The 18410-nt window shown below is 46.5% G+C and carries 16 protein-coding genes; 12 read left to right on the top strand and 4 right to left on the bottom strand.

From position 1 onward, the window contains the following. The first annotated feature begins 11 nt into the window (after window positions 1-11). The 6 genes from OCV96_RS13940 to OCV96_RS13965 all read left to right on the top strand — a co-directional run bounded on the left by OCV96_RS13940 (window position 12) and on the right by OCV96_RS13965 (window position 10766). Window positions 12-2885 (top strand): heavy metal translocating P-type ATPase, encoded by a 2874-nt coding sequence (locus OCV96_RS13940; RefSeq protein ID WP_262594747.1) that lies wholly within the window; start codon window positions 12-14, stop codon window positions 2883-2885. Between the two features lie 587 nt (window positions 2886-3472). Then, entirely contained in the window at window positions 3473-6073 is a 2601-nt protein-coding gene (clpB, locus tag OCV96_RS13945; RefSeq protein WP_022312825.1) for an ATP-dependent chaperone ClpB, read from the top strand. Window positions 6074-6175: 102 nt separating this feature from the next. After that, window positions 6176-6349 (top strand): DUF4250 domain-containing protein, encoded by a 174-nt coding sequence (locus OCV96_RS13950; RefSeq protein ID WP_022312824.1) that lies wholly within the window; start codon window positions 6176-6178, stop codon window positions 6347-6349. Then, entirely contained in the window at window positions 6342-7601 is a 1260-nt protein-coding gene (locus OCV96_RS13955) for an ASKHA domain-containing protein (RefSeq protein ID WP_191835467.1), read from the top strand. Before OCV96_RS13950 ends, OCV96_RS13955 begins: the two co-directional genes overlap by 8 nt. 102 nt (window positions 7602-7703) lie before the next feature. Further along, window positions 7704-9914, top strand: coding sequence for a methyl-accepting chemotaxis protein (locus OCV96_RS13960; RefSeq protein WP_227733561.1), 2211 nt, complete (start codon window positions 7704-7706; stop codon window positions 9912-9914). Between the two features lie 150 nt (window positions 9915-10064). After that, the gene (locus tag OCV96_RS13965; protein ID WP_262594748.1) at window positions 10065-10766 is read left to right on the top strand and encodes a polysaccharide deacetylase family protein; all 702 of its coding nucleotides are present in this window, start codon (window positions 10065-10067) and stop codon (window positions 10764-10766) included. 1 nt (window position 10767) lies between these two features. On the opposite strand, the gene OCV96_RS13970 is transcribed toward OCV96_RS13965, so the two are convergent. Continuing rightward, a complete protein-coding gene (locus OCV96_RS13970; RefSeq protein ID WP_262594749.1) occupies window positions 10768-11559 on the bottom strand; it encodes a MerR family transcriptional regulator in 792 nt (263 codons plus the stop codon). Window positions 11560-11702: 143 nt separating this feature from the next. Between OCV96_RS13970 and OCV96_RS13975 the strand changes: the two genes are divergently transcribed. The 6 genes from OCV96_RS13975 to OCV96_RS14000 all read left to right on the top strand — a co-directional run bounded on the left by OCV96_RS13975 (window position 11703) and on the right by OCV96_RS14000 (window position 15313). Next, window positions 11703-12440 (top strand): LytR/AlgR family response regulator transcription factor, encoded by a 738-nt coding sequence (locus OCV96_RS13975; protein WP_022312819.1) that lies wholly within the window; start codon window positions 11703-11705, stop codon window positions 12438-12440. A 137-nt stretch (window positions 12441-12577) separates the two neighbouring features. Next, on the top strand, window positions 12578-13171 hold the full coding sequence (locus tag OCV96_RS13980) for a DUF4923 family protein (RefSeq protein ID WP_262594750.1): 594 nt from the start codon (window positions 12578-12580) through the stop codon (window positions 13169-13171). A 50-nt stretch (window positions 13172-13221) separates the two neighbouring features. Next, a complete protein-coding gene (locus OCV96_RS13985; protein WP_262594751.1) occupies window positions 13222-13743 on the top strand; it encodes a LemA family protein in 522 nt (173 codons plus the stop codon). A 30-nt stretch (window positions 13744-13773) separates the two neighbouring features. Continuing rightward, the gene (locus tag OCV96_RS13990; protein ID WP_262594752.1) at window positions 13774-14133 is read left to right on the top strand and encodes a DUF4428 domain-containing protein; all 360 of its coding nucleotides are present in this window, start codon (window positions 13774-13776) and stop codon (window positions 14131-14133) included. A gap of 132 nt (window positions 14134-14265) precedes the next feature. Then, window positions 14266-14739, top strand: a complete 474-nt coding sequence (locus OCV96_RS13995; protein ID WP_262594753.1) for an SHOCT domain-containing protein — start codon at window positions 14266-14268, stop codon at window positions 14737-14739. Between the two features lie 223 nt (window positions 14740-14962). Further along, window positions 14963-15313 (top strand): TnpV protein, encoded by a 351-nt coding sequence (locus OCV96_RS14000; protein WP_022517245.1) that lies wholly within the window; start codon window positions 14963-14965, stop codon window positions 15311-15313. 59 nt (window positions 15314-15372) lie between these two features. Here OCV96_RS14000 and OCV96_RS14005 read toward each other — a convergent pair whose 3' ends face one another. From OCV96_RS14005 to OCV96_RS14015, 3 genes are all read right to left on the bottom strand, one after another. Continuing rightward, entirely contained in the window at window positions 15373-16473 is a 1101-nt protein-coding gene (locus tag OCV96_RS14005; RefSeq protein WP_118539643.1) for a PDDEXK nuclease domain-containing protein, read from the bottom strand. Window positions 16474-16503: 30 nt separating this feature from the next. Then, window positions 16504-17412: a hypothetical protein gene (locus tag OCV96_RS14010; RefSeq protein ID WP_117466581.1), complete on the bottom strand. Its 909-nt coding sequence runs from the start codon at window positions 17410-17412 to the stop codon at window positions 16504-16506. A gap of 212 nt (window positions 17413-17624) precedes the next feature. Further along, window positions 17625-18290, bottom strand: a complete 666-nt coding sequence (locus tag OCV96_RS14015) for a sigma-70 family RNA polymerase sigma factor (protein WP_117466580.1) — start codon at window positions 18288-18290, stop codon at window positions 17625-17627. Window positions 18291-18410 lie beyond the last annotated feature (120 nt).

Here is an 18410-nt window from a genome sequence, read left to right on the forward strand (position 1 = left end):
GCAAGGGTATTATGAAGGAAAGATATCATGTTACGGGAATGTCCTGTTCCGCATGTTCTTCCCATGTGGAAAAGGCAGTAAACAAGCTGGAAAATGTGGAAAAAGCATCCGTGAATCTACTGACAGAGACCATGGATGTGACCTATGACGAGACGAAGATCACTTCGGCGGAAATTATCGATGCTGTGGTGAAAGCAGGCTACGGTGCTTCGGTAATGACCGAAGGCAGTGTGGCAGGTGCAGGCGGACAGAGCACTTCCGGGAATGCGGGAAGTACAGGAAAGTCCACAGCCGATGGCAAACAGGAGCTGCAGCAGAAGCTGGATGCAGACGCAAGAGCCATGAAATGGCGTCTGGGAATCTCCATTGGATTCCTGATCCCGTTAATGTATGTGTCTATGCACCATATGCTGAAAGAATGGTTCGGAATTCCGGTTCCGGCATTTATCGTAAACACGATGCACGGCAATGCCAATGCCATGAATTTTGCATTGACGCAGTTTTTACTGTTATTGCCGATTCTGTATGTGAACCGGAAGTTTTTCTCTGTAGGATTCAAAACATTGGCGCACCGCAGTCCGAACATGGACAGCCTGATCGCTCTGGGATCCGGCGCGGCACTGGTGTACGGCATTTTCGCCATGTACCGGATCAGCTGCGGCCTGGGTTATGGTGACATGGCAGTGGTAGAGCATTATGCCCACGATCTGTATTTTGAATCCTCCGGTACGATCCTGACTCTGATCACCGTTGGAAAATATCTGGAGAGCCGTTCCAAGGGAAAGACCAGTGAAGCCATCACCAGGCTGATGAATCTGGCTCCCAAGGTGGCAATTCTTGTGACCGAGGACGGACAGGAAAAGGAAGTGCCCACGGAGAGCCTGCAGAAAGGCGATATTTTTCTGGTAAAGCCCGGAAGTCTGGTACCGGTGGACGGTATCGTGTTAGAAGGCAACTCCAGTGTGGATGAAGCGGCTATCACTGGTGAAAGTGTTCCGGTGGAGAAACAGGCAGGTGACCATGTGGTCTCCGCTACCGTGAACAAGGCGGGCTTCTTAAAATGTCGTGCGGATCGTGTTGGCGATGACACAACACTGGCACAGATCATCCGTCTGGTGGAAGAGGCCAGTGCCAGCAAGGCTCCCATTGCACAGCTGGCAGATAAGGTGGCTGGTGTATTCGTGCCGACGGTCATGACTATTTCCCTGATCACCCTGATCGTGTGGCTGATAAGCGGTGCTACCGCGGAATTTGCCATTTCCACAGCCATTGCCGTATTGGTAATTTCCTGCCCCTGTGCGTTGGGACTGGCAACACCCGTGGCTATCATGGTGGGAACCGGCGTAGGTGCCAGCAATGGTATCCTGATCAAGACGGGTGAGGCCCTGCAGCAGGCCAAAGAGATTGACACTGTGGTACTGGACAAGACCGGAACCATCACCAGCGGTAAGTTAAAGGTAGAAGAAGCAGGCGGTTATCAGAGTGACTTCCCGATGGATGCCATGATGCAGATCGCAGCAGCTCTTGAGAAAAAAAGTGAGCATCCGCTGGCGGAAGCTGTAGTGGAATGGGCAGAGCAGTTCGGTCTGGCAATTCCCGAGATCGTGGATTTCAAGGCAACCTTCGGCCGTGGCGTGGAAGGTACACTGGCAGCAGAATTCCGCGCGGTAGAATCAGTAAAAAATGACGGCCCTACGGCGGTATTTTATGCCGGAAAACAGAACGACACCACAGATGGCTCTGGCAAGACAACGGAACAGAACCAGATGGCGAGAAATACAGTATCGGGTGCCAGTAGCGTGATAATTCCTGCCGGTACAAAATTCTATGTAGGTAACCTTGCCTTTCTGCAGGAGAATCATATCACTCTGCCGGAGGAAGCCACAGAAGGTCTGAACCGGATGGCGGACGAAGGCATGACACCGCTCCTTGTGGCACAGGAAGGAAGATTCTTAGGAGTCATCGGCGTGGCGGATACTGTTAAGGCCACTTCTTATGAAGCTATTCGTGTCTGGGAGAAAATGGGTGTCAAAGTCATCATGCTGACCGGAGACAACCGCCGTACTGCAGAAGCTGTACGACAGAAGCTGGGTATCTCTGAGGTCGTGGCAGAAGTACTGCCGCAGGATAAGGAGAAAAAGGTCAGCGAACTGAAACGTCAGGGCCATAAGGTAGCCATGATCGGTGACGGCATCAACGATGCCCCCGCACTGGCAGCCGCAGATGTAGGCATGGCTATTGGTGCAGGCACGGATGTAGCCATGGAGAGCGCAGATATTATTCTGATGAAAAATGATCTGCGGGATGCCGTGACGGCCATGAAACTGAGCCGTTCCGTGATCCGCAACATCAAGGAGAATCTGTTCTGGGCTTTCTTCTACAACTGCATCGGCATCCCTCTGGCAGCCGGTGTGCTGTACCCGTCTTTTGGAATCCGTCTGAATCCCATGTTCGGCGCGGCAGCCATGAGTTTAAGCAGTATCTTTGTCGTGGGAAATGCCCTGCGGCTGAGAGGCTTTAAGAGCGGATTTACTCCGCTGAAAACAGGAACGCCGGAAGCAGCCCGGACGGAACAGGAGACAACGCAGGCAGCTGTGGAGGGAGAACAGTGCATACTGGAAGCCCCCGCAGAGCAAAATAGCAAAGAAGAGAAAGAGAGGACAAACACAATGACAAAAGTAATCAGTATCGAAGGAATGATGTGCAACCACTGCACCGGGACCGTACAGAAGGCACTGGAGGCCGTAGAGGGCGTAAAGGCCGTAACCATGAGCCTGGAGCAGAAGAATGCTACTGTGGAACTGGCTTCTGATGTGGCAGACGAAGTACTGACCAAGGCTGTAGTTGACGCAGGATATGAAGTAAAGGGCGTTACCGAAAAATAAAGTGTTACTGTAGGTTACAATAACGGAAAAAGAGAAATGGCGCTGCCAAGATGCCGTGTTTTTGCAAACACGACACCGGACGGCGCTATTTTGGGTCTATAGAGAAAAAAGTGATCCGCAGGTACTTTTCAATGCAATATTTCAGGAATATATGTGGCGTATGGGTCTATACAGAAAAATTTCAGGCATAGATACTTAAATTGTGAAAAATGAGTATCTGGAGAGTGATTTTTCTCCTAACGGCATTAATCTTCCGCGTGAATGGAAAATAATTTTCGAAAGATTCCATATAAAGTTTATAATTTCTTAATTGATTTTCTCTGACTATGTGTTATATTAAATATAGAACAGATGAGACAGAAAGCCTGTGAATCTGTTCGCGAGTAAGAAAATAAATAAAGCAACTATTCAGAGCCTCATTCGCAAAACGCTGTTACACAGCTTCCTTTTTGCTCATTGAGGCTACCTCGCCAAATAAATATTGCCAAAGCTTTATATGAATGCAAGCAATCAACAAAGCTTAGGCAATATTTAATGGCTCTGAATAGTTGCAAATTGCATAACCTTATGTGAGGAGGCGAACGATTATGAATATTGATAAATTTACACAGAAATCCATAGAAGCAGTCAATGGCTGTGAAAAGCTCGCCATGGAATATGGCAATCAGGAGATCGAACAGGAACATCTGCTGTACAGTCTGCTGACGCTGGATGACAGTCTGATCTTAAAGCTTGTGGAAAAGATGGAGATCCAGAAGGATCATTTTGTAAACCGCGCAAAACAGGCTTTGGAGAAGAGAGTAAAGGTGCAGGGTGGTCAGCCTTATGTCGGTCAGTATCTGAACAAGGTACTGGTCAGCGCATCGGACGAAGCAAAACAGATGGGTGACGAATATGTCTCCGTAGAGCATCTGTTCCTTGCCATGATCAAGAATCCCAACAAGGAGATCGCCGAGATCTGGAAGGAATACGGCATCACCAGAGAACGTTTCCTGCAGGCATTGTCTACCGTAAGAGGCAACCAGAGAGTCACCAGTGACAACCCGGAAGCAACCTATGATACATTGGAAAAATATGGGCAGGATCTGGTGGAGAAAGCAAGGAACCAGAAGCTGGATCCCGTCATCGGACGTGACAGCGAGATCCGTAATGTGGTACGTATCCTGTCCCGTAAGACAAAGAATAACCCCGTGCTGATCGGTGAACCCGGTGTCGGTAAGACCGCCGTGGTGGAGGGTCTGGCACAGCGTATCGTCAAGGGCGATGTCCCTCAGGGATTGAAGGATAAGAAGATCTTCGCACTGGATATGGGCGCACTGGTAGCCGGTGCCAAATACAGAGGTGAATTCGAGGAACGTCTGAAGGCCGTACTGGATGATGTGAAGAACAGTGACGGACAGATCATTCTGTTCATCGATGAACTGCATACCATTGTCGGTGCCGGCAAGACCGACGGCGCATTGGATGCGGGCAATATGTTGAAGCCCATGCTGGCCCGTGGTGAACTGCACTGTATCGGTGCCACCACACTGGATGAATACAGACAGTATATTGAAAAAGATGCCGCTCTGGAACGTCGTTTCCAGCCGGTTATGGTAGAAGAACCCACCGTGGAGGATACGATCTCTATCCTGCGTGGACTGAAGGATCGTTACGAAGTATATCACGGTGTCAAGATCATGGATAACGCACTGGTAAGTGCAGCCGTGCTTTCCAACCGTTATATTACCGACAGATTTCTGCCGGATAAGGCCATTGACCTGGTGGATGAGGCCTGCGCCCTGATCAAGACCGAGATGGACAGTATGCCTACGGAGCTGGATGAACTGCAGCGTAAGGTGACACAGCTGGAGATCGAGGAGACCGCTCTGAAAAAAGAGGATGACCGGATCAGTAAGGAACGTCTGGCAGATCTGCAGAAGGAACTGGCAGAGTTAAAGGATCAGTTCAACACTAAAAAGGCACAGTGGGATAACGAGAAGGCATCCGTGGATAAACTTTCCAAACTGCGGGAAGAGAGAGACCGCATGAATAATGAGATCCAGATCGCAGAGCGGGAAGGAGACTATGAAAAGGCCGGCAGATTAAAATACAGCGAACTGCCCGCACTGGAGAAGCAGCTGGCACAGGAAGAGGATAAGGTAGGAGAATCCGATCTGTCTCTGGTACATGAAAAAGTATCGGAGGAAGAGATCGCAAGGATCATTTCCCGCTGGACCGGCATTCCGGTAGCCAAACTGACCGAGAGTGAGCGTAACAAGACCCTCCATCTGGACGAAGAACTGCACAAACGTGTGGTGGGTCAGGACGAGGGTGTGACCAAAGTCACCGAAGCCATCATCCGTTCCAAAGCCGGGATCAAGGATCCCAGCAAGCCCATCGGCTCCTTCCTGTTCCTGGGACCTACCGGTGTCGGTAAGACGGAGCTGGCCAAGAGTCTGGCGGCAGCACTGTTCGACGATGAGAATAATATGGTACGTATCGATATGAGTGAGTACATGGAGAAGTATTCTGTCTCTCGTCTGATCGGAGCGCCTCCCGGATATGTAGGATATGAGGAAGGTGGTCAGCTGACCGAAGCTGTCCGGAGAAAACCTTACAGCGTGGTACTGTTCGATGAGATCGAGAAGGCACATCCCGATGTATTCAATGTACTGTTACAGGTACTGGATGACGGCCGTATCACGGATTCTCAGGGTCGTACCGTAGACTTTAAGAATACCATACTGATCATGACCTCCAACATCGGCGCAAGCTATCTGTTGGACGGTATCAACGAAGACGGCACCATCAAGCCGGAGGCAGAGGCGGCAGTCATGAACGACCTGCGGGCTCATTTCCGTCCGGAATTTCTGAACCGTCTGGATGAGACAATCCTGTTCAAGCCTCTGACCAAGGACAATATCGGCGGCATCATTCATCTGATCATTGCCGATCTGAACAGACGTCTGGAGGATAAGCAGCTGACCATCCGTCTGTCGGAGGAAGCTATGCAGTATATCGTGGACAATGCTTATGATCCGGTCTACGGTGCACGGCCTTTGAAGCGTTATATCCAGAAGTACGTGGAGACCCTGGCAGCCAAGATGATTCTGGCAGATCAGGTAGAAGAAGGCGATACCATTGTCATTACCGTGGAGAATGATCAATTGGCCGCCAAGTGCGAAAAAGGATCGAAAAATCAATAATCTGTAAAATAAAACAGGAGCAAAGATGATGATACTTGTCATTTTTGCTCCTTTCGTTTACAATATAACTCTGTCAAAAACAGGAAAAGAGAGGAAAACGTTATGATACCACAGGATCCCGTAATGTTATTAAGCTTTATAAATTTAAAACTCCGTGATTTCTACGGAAGCCTGAAACAGCTCTGCGATGATCTGGATGTGAAGGAACAGGAGATCACAGATAAACTGGCAGCCATTGACTATCATTACGATGAAGAGAGGAATCAGTTTGTATAATACGAGCAGTACCAATCCCACAGGAAAAAAGGGAACCAGATGCCTGATCTGTACCGGTTGTGGTAGATGTCCAGGAGTGATCCGGGGGATGCAGGTGGTGACGGAAAAGCTGGAACTTCCTCCGTTAACATTACAAAATCCGGACGGTAAACGGCTGATGACTGTGGATATTGGTACCACTACCATTGCCATGCAGTTGTATGACATGACCGGTAAAGTGGTGGACAGCTTTCCCAGTGTGAATCCCCAGGTCAGCTATGGTGCCGATGTGCTCTCACGGATAGAGGCAGCGAAGGATCCGGGAAAAGCGGCAGATATGCAGAAAAAAGTCCGTGACCTCATGGAAAAAGGAGTGCAGCGTTTTTCCAAAAAGCTGCAGCCGCAGGAGACTCTGCAGATGGTCGTTGCGGCAAATACCACCATGACCTATCTGTTCATGGGCTGGAATCCGGAGGAACTGGGCAAAGCACCTTTTACAGTCAGTCATAGCGGCGCAGTGGAGACAGAAATTGCAGGAGTGGCCTGTCATATCATACCGGGATTGTCAGCCTTTGTAGGCGGCGATATTACTGCCGGAATATTGGCCAGTGGAATGCTCGAACAGGAGGCCTCCACCCTGCTCATCGATCTTGGAACCAACGGGGAGATGGCACTGGGAAACCGGCACAGATTACATGCCTGTGCCACGGCGGCTGGCCCTGCTTTCGAAGGCGGAGCCAACCGGGGCATCTGGGGCGCGGATATGGTGAGACTGTTACAAAAACTTCTGGAAGAGGGGCTGATGGACGGACAGGGTCTTTTGAAGGAACCTTATTTTACGAAAGGAGTCCGTATCGGCGATGTGCTGGTGACGAAGGAGTCCGTGCGTGCAGTGCAGCTGGCAAAAGGAGCCATTGCCGCAGGCATTGAGATTCTGGCGGACAGCTATGGCATAAGATTTTCGGACATTTCGAAAGTGGTGCTGGCGGGAGGATTCGGTTATTATCTGGATCCGAAGGCGGCTGTGGCTATCGGGCTGCTTCCGGAAGAACTGGCAGATTGCACGGTGACCGGCGGCAATACGGCACTGAGCGGTGCAGCCATGGTGGGCAGTCGGATCCTTACAGCAGGTGGAAAGCAAACGGCGGAAGGAACATTGCCAGATGGTGGGGATGACCTTCGAAAACGGCAGGAATTGCAGATACGTATCCTAAATCTGGCGGAGGAAGAGAAGTTCCCTGAGACCTTTCTGACGAAGATAAATTTTAACTAAAAATATACAAAAAGCATAACAAATGGCAGAAAATGTTGTTCCATTCTGGTAATTATTATGCTATAATTTTAAATATCTATAACAAGTACCGGAGGGTATTAAATGAGTACGAATGTTGAAAAACCAAAGAAATCTCTTTTTACGGGGAAAAAAGAGACGACTTCCGAAAAGAAGCCGAAGCCTGAAAAGGCAGTGAAGGGAAAGAAGGCATCTGCGGAGAAGAAGCAAAAGGTTCCGAAGCAGAAAAAGAGTGGAAAGAGCTCGAAACTGCTCAGCATCCGCAACAAGATCGTTGTATGTTTCCTGGTGCCTATTGTGTTTATGGTGATCATCGGTGTGTCAGCATACCAGAAATCCGCAGAAGGATTAAGCGAGAAATTCACCGATTCCACATTACAGACGATGCGTATGGCCACGGAAAATCTGAATATGAGCTGTGATTTTATCCGCTCAGAGGGTCTGAAATATGCTTACGATGATGATCTGCGGAAATATTTCCTGGGAATGTTCGAAGATAATCCCGTGGATAAGCTGAATTTCCTGACATCTACGAAGTCCAACCTTCTGTCGGTGCAGACCTCCAACCCGTTCATCAGCCACATGCACATTATTCCCAAGAAGGGAGTAAACCTTCTGTCCACTAAGCTTTCATCCGGTGTGGACGGTTTCCTGGATGAGTACAAGGAAGACGTGGCAAGCGGGGAAGGCAGAAGAAGTATCCCGCAGTGGATCGACAGTCATCCTGTACTGGATGAAAAGGTAACGGAGACCGAAAAAGATTATATTATGGCCTTCGAAATGATGAGCCAGTCGAACAATGCCTGCGTTGTCATCGATATCAAGCCTTCTGCTATTACGGATTTCATGGAAGAGATCGATATCGGAGACGGCAGTATCATCGGATTTGTAACTCCCGGAGGCAGAGAACTGGTTGTTGAGAACGTAGAAGAAGGAAAAGAAAGTGTCCTTCCGGAAGAGGGAAATGTATTCTCCGGACAGGAGTATTATACAGCTGTCATGGATGAGGCAGTAGCGGATGCAGGTACTGCGGAGGTAGATTTCCAGGGTGAGAAGTATCTTTTCATTTACAGCCACAGTGCAGATATCGGCTTTACCACCTGTGCACTGGTACCTATGAGAGTAGTGACCAGTCAGGCTACCGAGATCCGCAACATGACCATCGGTCTGGTGATCCTGGCATGTGTGATCGTAGTGATCGTAGGTATCTTTATCACTGCAGGTATTGAGAATAACATGAGACGCATTTCCAGAAAGTTCGGTGATGTGGCGAAGGGTGATCTGACGGTTACCGTATCTGCCAAGGGACATGATGAGTTCCAGGATCTGGCAGGCTCGGCTACCAACATGATCACGAATACGAAGAAGCTGGTCAATCAGGTAAGCAATGCTACCGGAGAGCTGGAAGTGTCTGCACAGAACGTGGGACAGGCTTCTGAACTGATTCATGAATATTCACAGGATATTACCCGTGCCATCGGTGAGATCAACGAAGGTATGGAAGAACAGTCCAGACATGCACAGGAGTGCGTGGAGAAGACCGATATCCTCTCCAATGAGATCCAGGAAGTCAGCCATGTGGTAGAACGTGTGGAGAAGCTGGTAGGCGAGACGGAAGGCATGATCAACAAGGGAATGGAGATCGTACAGGTACTGGGTGATCGTGCTGGCGAGACAACACAGATGACTGTGAAAGTGAGTGAGAGTATCGAATCTCTTCGCAAGGAATCTGAGATCATCAACAGTTTCGTAGCTACGATCACAGAGATCACAGAGCAGACCAACCTGCTGTCATTGAATGCTTCTATCGAGGCAGCCAGAGCGGGAGAGGCTGGACGAGGCTTCGCTGTAGTAGCAGAAGAGATCCGTAAGCTGGCAGATGATTCTGCAAAGGCAGCCGGCGAGATCCGCAACAATGTGGCCAACATTACAGCCCAGACCCAGAACAGCGTGGAGAGTGCAAGCCAGGCGAAAGCAATGGTAGAACTCCAGACCAAAGCTGTGGAAGAAGTGATCGCAGTATTCCGCGAGATGCAGGAGCGTATGGGCCAGCTGATCGAGGGACTGAAAGATATCGTGGTAAGCACGGAGAAGGCAGACGGTGAGCGTAGCGCTGCTGTGGCAGCCGTGAAGAATATCTCCGATATCATTGAAGAGACCGCAGGCAGTGCCGAGACCGTCAACGATGTGGCCAATAAGCTTCTGAACCATGTGGAGAAGCTGAGCACTACTGCAAGTGTACTGGATGAGAATATGGAAGGACTTAAGAACGAGATTTCCGTATTCAAGATCTGAGTATAAATAAAAAAGTAACATACAGAGGAGATCCGGGAGATGAGAGTCTCGGGTCTCCTTTTTTGCAAGCATGTTTTATTGCGGCAGCAGGAATGGTCACTTTTGAGAATGCATATATTTTCTGTGAAAGCGTGAAACGGACGGCTTGAAATGAAAAAAGTACTGGCGGGAATTCTGATCTTTGACATGCTTCTGGGAATCTTGTGTCTGGCAGTGGGAACGGAACGATACGCAGAGCAGAAGTCATATGGAACCTATATAGAAACAGACACTGGCGTGTGCGGGACATCAGGAGAACCGAAAAAGATCGCGCTGACCTTTGACGACGGGCCGCATCCGAAGTATACGGAACAGCTTCTGGATGGATTGAAGGAGCGGGGAGTGGTAGCTACTTTTTTCGTGACGGGAGAGAATGCGGAGAATTACCCGGACATTATCCGGAGAGAACAGGACGAAGGACATCTGATCGGGAACCATACCTATAGTCACATACAGCTCACTTTCCGCAACCGGGAGACCTTTCGGGAGGAGCTGGTGCAGACCAATGAAATTCTCGAAGAAATCACAGGGGAGAAAATAAGCTTTGTCCGGCCGCCTTACGGCAGTTGGGACAAAAGCTTTGAGAAAGAACTGAATATGTTCCCGGTTCTGTGGAATATCGATCCTCTGGACTGGTGTTCCCACAATGCAGACTGTATTGCGTCCAAAGTGGTGGAGAAGGCGGGGGACGGCGATATTATTCTGATGCATGATTATTATGAGACTTCTGTCACCGCAGCACTGGAAGTAGTGGATATTCTACAGAAAAGAGGCTTTCAGTTCGTAACGGTGGAGGAAATCCTGTTTGACTGAATCATTGTAAAACAAGAGCCACCTGAGTGATAAAATTCGCCGGATCCTTATGCTGGGGAGGACCTTCCAGATAAGTATGCCGTACCGTGCCTGACAGAGACAGATTCTGCGCAGCTGCGTAGGCAGACAGTTTTCTACGGGCATCCGGGAGTGATTCGTAACAGCCGTGATAGAAGATGCCGAGAGCTTTCTGCTCCGGCAGATGCACCACATGTTCTCCCTTGCTGGCAGGAGGTACGGAGATACAACAGGTGAATTCTTCCGGATGTTCCAGATTGTACTCAATGAAAAACATCCGCTTACTGCTGTCGGAGCCGTACAGATGAATGGCTTCCATAAAGACCTCCCGCAGGAATTCTTTGCGTTCTTCCACTCCGTTAAAAGCCCCCTTGCGGCAGTACACCGTCTGGGCGGGGAGGGTAAGAAACTGTATCACGGAAGCAGCCGGGGACGCAGTACGTTGCTTTAACTTCTCGATACTCTGCGTCAGGTCGTCTCGTAAGGCTTCCAGACGTTCGATCAATGGTTCCAGATCCGTGGATCCATTATAATAGGAGGAAATCTCATCCAGGGACAGCCCTAAATTCTGCAGTACCCGGATGGAGCGGATCAGGGAGATGGAATCCGGGGTATAATAGCGATTCCCGGCAGTTCCTTCTTTTTTATCCGGAAGCAGGAGACCTTTGGCTTCGTAGTTCAATATGATTCTTCTGGTGATGCCGATCGCTTTGGAGACTTCTCCGATGGACATCAGTCTTTTTTCACTTTTTCCGTTTTCTTCGTTTGATGACATCAAAAATATGCCTTTCTCAAAATTATCCTTGCATCGTACATCGATGTACGGATATAATTATTGTAATAAGCGTAGAAAAACATGTCAAGACACATACGATAAAACGAATGAGCTGCATCGGTTTGTGCGGCAAAGGAAGAATCATGATAAAAGTAGCTTTTTGTGATGACGATCTGTCAGTACTTAAAGAATTAAGCGTTCTGATGGACAGATATCGGGTAGAACGGAATCAGGATATTACTTATGCAGCATTTCACAGTCCGCTGGAATTGCTGTCGGAAGTAGAGCGGGGGACCCGGCTGGATATTATATTTCTGGATGTTCTGATGCCAGGACAGGATGGAATCAGTGCCGCCAGAGAGATCCGTAAGTATGATACTTCGGTGAAGATCATTTATCTGACATCCTCTTCGGAATACGCTGTGGATTCCTATGAAGTGGGGGCCTATTTTTATCAGTTGAAGCCTATCTGGCAGGAGAGCTTCTACCGATTGATGGATTCGGTACTCAGGGAGTGCCTCAAGAATGAAAAGAACAGTCTGATCCTGCGATGTAAGACGGGAATCACAAGGCTGGAACTGGACAAACTGAAGTACTGCGAGGTAACGGGGAGGAATCTGCTGCTTCACAAAGAAGACGGAGAAGTACTGGACAGCGTTGGTAAACTGGACGATTTGTGCGAACAGTTGAAGGATTATGAATGCTTTGTCCGTTGCCACAGGTCATATATGATCAATATGGATTATGTAAAGAGCATATCTAACAAAGCTGTGATCCTGTCGGACGGTACCCAGATCCCGATTCCGCATGGAAAATATTCGGAACTGAAAGACAAATTTTTTTCCTATTTTTTTCGTAAAAACCAGACATTTTTAGCATAAAACGACCGGAGAATTTTTTCTCCGGTCGTTTCATGTCATATTTGGGTCGATTGGTGTCAAAAACGGTCATAAATGGAAAAAATAAGGTACACTATCTTCAGACAACAGAGAACTGTTGTAAGAAGGAGGAAACAATTATGAAGAAAAAATATTTTGCATGCGCAATGGGACTGGTACTGGCATTGTCTTTGACAGCCTGCGGTGAGGAAGAGGTAATTGTGGAGAACACCAACGAAGAAGTGACCCAGGAAGTACAGACCCAGGAAGTACAGACCCAGGAAGTACAGACCCAGGAAGTACAGACCCAGGAAGTGGCAGAAGCTCCCACAGAGACTGTAGCAGAGACAGGTACAGAAGCAGAGGGCGGTCCCCTGTTACAGGTGGCAGTTATGGAAATCCCGGATCTGAGTGGTACGGAATGGAACTTTGCCGGCGGTATGATCGATGGTGTTGAGATGGAAGAAGAGGATCTGAACGCAACACTGGAGACTTATGGCGGTACCTTACAGCTTGTATTTGGTGAAGACGGTGCAGTTACCATGGTACAGGGCGGCGGAAATGCAGAAGGTACTTATGAGTATTCCGATGACAACACAGCTATCAAGATGACACTTGATTTTGGTGGAACAGAGGTTACCTATGCCGGATTTTTGTCTGAGGTGGGAGATACTGTAACACTGATCGCTATGTCTGATATGAATGGTTATGACGGACTTTATTTTGTACAGTAAGATAGTTTGAAAAGATCTTAAAAAGACGAAAAGGGGAGGGAGAGTTAACGATGGAAATTGTGATTATCGTGTTGCTGCTTGCCTCCCTTTTTGGTGTCTGGCTATTGTCGGTGCGGCGTAAGCTGGAGACACAGGAAGAAAATATCCGGAATGCCATGTACCAGACTCTGGTACAGCTCTCCGCAGAGCGGGAGGCACTGGAAGGATTGGCGGAGTTTCTCGGACAGACCATGGATGCGGAGACTTTCCGGAGAATGAAACATTCGCTGGAGAGTGCACAGACTGCCGGAGAGGCCGGACTGCCGGAATGGGTGGCAGAACAACAGAGAGAATTATTGAGAGTACAGAAAAAAATTGCAGAGATCTCGGAAAGCATGCCGCTTTTGCAGGCACAGGAGACTTATCAGAAGTACTGGAAAGCAGCAAAAAGCTATGAACATATGGTGGAGACCAGTGGACTGATTTATAACGATTCCGTGGAAAACTACAATAGCATGCTTCACAGAATACCGGATCGTATCGCAGCGGGAATCTGCGGGGTTCACCGGAAAAAGTTAATTGAGATCATGTAATCCACATACATTCTTAAGGAGGGTAAAACGATGGGATTATTTACAAACAACAAAAAGTTATGTCCAATCTGCGGAAATCCGACACCGAGACTGCTGGCATCCGCAGTGGAAGGGCAGAATCTCTGTAAGGAGTGTGCAGCCAAGATCGATCTGCCGGATGGTGTGTTGAATTCCATGACGCTGGATGATTTTCGGGAATATATCAAGTGTTATGATGCCAACAAGCCGCTGCGTGACAGCTTCACAGAGACTTACCGTTATGATTTCGGATTTTTCAAGGGAAGCCTGGTACTGGATATGGATCACCAGCTACTGCGACTGGGAGTTGTTGACGGAGCATTTGCCATGGAACCCTCTGCCATTAAGTCCTTCCGTATTCTGGAGGATTGAGAGGTACTGTACGAAGGAGAAAAGGGGAACTTCCGGAGCTACAAGAGCAATATTAAGGAGCGTTTAGATGAGTTAAAACCCAGAATCGACGAATACAGAATGCTGCGGCATCAGTATGAGATGATGGAAGAAATGCGTCGTAACATGGAGGACAGCAGAAGAGACGATAACTTCAGAAGAGATGATCCGGATTACAGAGACCGTATGACCGAGCCGGACTTTAATATTCCGAATCCGGTGGAGAAATTCGCTGTGGAGATCACACTGGATCATCCTTACTGGAAGAGTTTCTACAAAGAGACAGGAGCACCGAAGTTCGATTCCAATCAGCCCAGCACCATCGACTATCTGGATGATTATACCCAGAAGACAGAAGGATTGCATGCACTGGCACAGAACCTGATGCAGATCATCGATCCGCAGGCACAGGAACAGGTAATCGATCCCCACGCCTCAACCCGGAGTACGCAGAGTGCACCGCAGGCCGCACCGGTACAGGCAGAGGATCCCACCGTGGCACTGCCTAAGTATAAGGCACTGCTGGATGCAGGTGTCATTACGGCAGAGGAATTCGAAGCGAAGAAGAAACAGCTGCTGGGACTGTAAACCTGATTTTACAAGAATACGGATTGGAAGTGATATGTTGTGAAGTGTAGATGTCAGATTTCCCAAAACAGTGTTGTTTAGCGGAAACCTCCATCTGCTAATATAACACAACATAGGCGGCTGGCTCATTTGTGGTGAATGATAGATTGCAGATGTTGTATTAAGAAGGTGATACTCTTTTAATTGAAACTGTAAACATTTAGCACAAAGGAAGGAGCAGCGTATGGAGTTAACATATCATTGGGAAGGCGATGTATTGATTCCAGATTTGGAATTGGAAGATGGAAGCAATTATCAGATTGGCAAATATGGCAGAATGCGACAGAGGTATTTGTTTGAAAATCATCATGCCATGTATACACATCTGGTTCTTACGGAAAAATTGTGGAAACATCTGGAAGAAGTAGATATGGAATGCAATGACATGATGGATATGCTTACGGTAAGAATGGCTGAGCGTGAAAGTGTGACGGAGCACTTGAAGTCAGTAGATCAGCTCGGATGGGTGCGGAAGATGAATAACATCCGGAGCAGAGCAGAGGAAGTAGTGTTGCATGATCTGATTTATAGATAAGAATAAAGCAGGAATCGTCATGGTTCCTGCTTTGTCTTACCATATATACGAGAATGGAGCTATTGGTTGTTATTATCATTCTCATTGACTGCTTCATCTAGCAGTAATCGAGATTCCAGCTCATCCGTTGAAGGCAGTAATGTTGCAAGATTTTCTGGTAAGAAATTCGATAATTCGTATGCTGAAATTGCTATTGGTTTGTTGGAACTGTTAACAGCATATTTGGCTAATACATTATTTTTTTCTTTGCAGATGATCAAGCCAATAGTTTTTCCATCGGAATCCATTTTGACAATATCGTCAACAATGTTTATATAAGTACCTATCTGACCAATATCACGAGATTTGAATTCTTTTATTTTGACCTCTACTACGACATAACAATGTAGGTTTAGGTGGTAGAATAACAAATCAATATATTCCTCTGTGCCTTCTATAGGTAAAGGGTATTCTCGACCGACAAAGGCGAACCCTTTTCCCATTTCAATTAAAAGATTCATAACCTTTTCGGTCAGGGCATCTTTTAATTCTTTTTCGTTATAGTCACGATTTAAAGCAATAAAATCAAAATTGTAAGGATCTTTTGTTATTTCCTGAGCTAAATCACCGGTGTAAGCCGGTAGTGTTGTTTGAAAATTACTTATTGCCTTGCCTTGGCGTTCATATAGATTAGTGTCAAGGAAGTTTAGAAGAACAGCTCTTGACCAGTTATTCTTTATTACTTCATCAACGAAGAACATTGCTTTTTCGGGTTCATCTTTGCATTTATCAACAATTAATTTTATATGTCCCCATGGAATGGCATATATTTCTGCCCCAACTTGAGGCAGATTTGTAGCCTCCGGTAATTCTGCCCCAAGTTGGGGCAGAATTTCACCAAATAAATTGTAGTATCTTTTCATGTATCTCAAATTAGTGGTTGAAAATCCTTTTGCACCTGGGAACATCTTTTTTAAATCTTCACTTAAAGTTTCAAAAAAAGCACCGCCCCATTTGCTTTCAGCCTGCATGTTAACGATATCCTTGCCGATTGACCAGTAAAACCTAAGCAACTCGTCATTAACCTTGATAGATGCTTTTATTTGTGTATTTTTAAATCTTTTTTTAACATGTTTCAGCCATTCGATATAATCTTTATCAATTCTAATCATATTGTCCATAGTATTTCCTCCAGATATGTCATTTATTCATTATTCATCTGTTTTATTTTTCTTAGCCCTTGTCTTATAGACATTATACTGATTCTTGCATTTCGGAGAGCAGAACTCATTTCCCTTACGGCTTGCGATAAATGCCCTGCCACAGTGCTTACACAGCTTCATATCGCAGTCAGAATCCGTAAGCATAAAAGAAAAGCACATCTGGATCATGACGAGCAGGGAATGGAAGTTCCATACGATAACCGGGGCATTTTCCGCTAATGAGATATGGTAAGTCGGGGATATTCCGCCAAATGCAGACATACCCTGACGATACAGTTTTTTTGTCTGTTCATCAAGACTGTCGTAGTCCATATAATATAAGAAACTTGTGGTAAAGGTAAATGCCCAGTCGGAAAATTCTTTCACCAGCCAGTCATAGCGTTCTGCATATTCTTTCTGAAAACTCATCGTAACAGCCTGTGGATTCTTTCCCGTTGCAAGTGCGATTGCAATGCCATCCTTGTCGGATACCGACCAACTTGATTCTACCCCTTTTTTGTGAAAATCCATCTTATCAAACGGATAAAAATAATCGAGATAACTTTCTGTTGATAGAGATTCTTCTTTAATAAAATGGTTTTTTGGAAGATATACAGATTCATAGGTGATAAATTCCGCAGTTGTCGGAAGTGCAGTCATAAAGCCTAAAAATCCGTAGGAATTGATGAAACGAAGAACCATACTTTTCAGTTCATCTTCTGGTGCTTTATGCATGACCTGCAAACCGATATTGACAGCAGCCAGTACAAGTGATTCTGCATCTTTCATAGGGTTATACATTTCTGGTTTGGCATCCGCAGATACTACAATATACAAAGTTCCATCTTCGGCAGTGCGGTATTCATAACTGCTGTACCGTATCCATGGGGAACTGGTATGTTCAAATAGATTTTTCATGAAAAGCCTCCAATCTGATTTCACTGGAATCAGAGCAATCGTCTGAAATTCAATTCGTATAACTTCTATATAAAGAAACTGTAATCTATTAACAATTCTATTCGATTACACATTATAGGTCAAGGGTTATCATTCTGAAATTTCAACGCAATTTTTTTTGACAAAACATTAAAAGTATCATATTACCCTGTTATATATTTCAGGCAGCATAGTCACTGTTTTTCAGAATTCTTTTCGTCTTTAGTTCTTACCCCGTTTTCAAAAAAATATTTTTCGTCCAATGTAAGTGTCCAAGGCAGATGAAGCAGCCTTGTTTCGAGAGCAGTCTTATATTTCTTTCTTATCTGCTTTATGGCAGTTTCCCTTACACCACGCACATTGCGGTCTGTTTTTCCATTCAGCTCAGCGTATTGGAGAGTGGAGTATGACCGGACAATCACATAGTACAAAAGCTGTTTCTGGTGTTCTTTCATATTCTTTAATATCAGGCATAAATCCTGACTGCGTACAAGCTCATGGATGTAATCCGGCTCATCAAAGATATAATCAATAAAATCGCCGGCAAGTATCTGTTGCCACAGTACCATGTCATAGTTGGCATTACCGGGCAGGACATAATCAGAGGCGTGCCATTCAAGCGGTACTTCAGAGCGTCCGATTTCATGGTATCGCTCTCTGCGTTCCCTGTTGTCATCAAGTTTATCCCACCACGATATAACATTTGCGAATTCTTCCTCGGTTCGTGCACTTTCTTCAAGACGGCTGATTGCCAATGCACGAGCTTCCCTGTGCAGCATAGTTTTCTCACTGGAAGAATCGTTGTATTCCGGTATTAAGTTTTGTTTGCGGAAAGCTTTTAGTTCCTCATATTTTGGCAATTTAATCAGTCCTTAAAAATTTTTTTCAAAAATAATTTCAAAACACTTCCGATTTTGTAGCCGTATTTCTCCTATTAGTGAAGAGAGTAATTCTTTTTATCACTAAAGCAATTACAGAAA

This window comes from Waltera acetigignens, assembly GCF_025567015.1.
GTDB classification, from domain to species: Bacteria; Bacillota; Clostridia; order Lachnospirales; family Lachnospiraceae; genus Acetatifactor; species Acetatifactor acetigignens.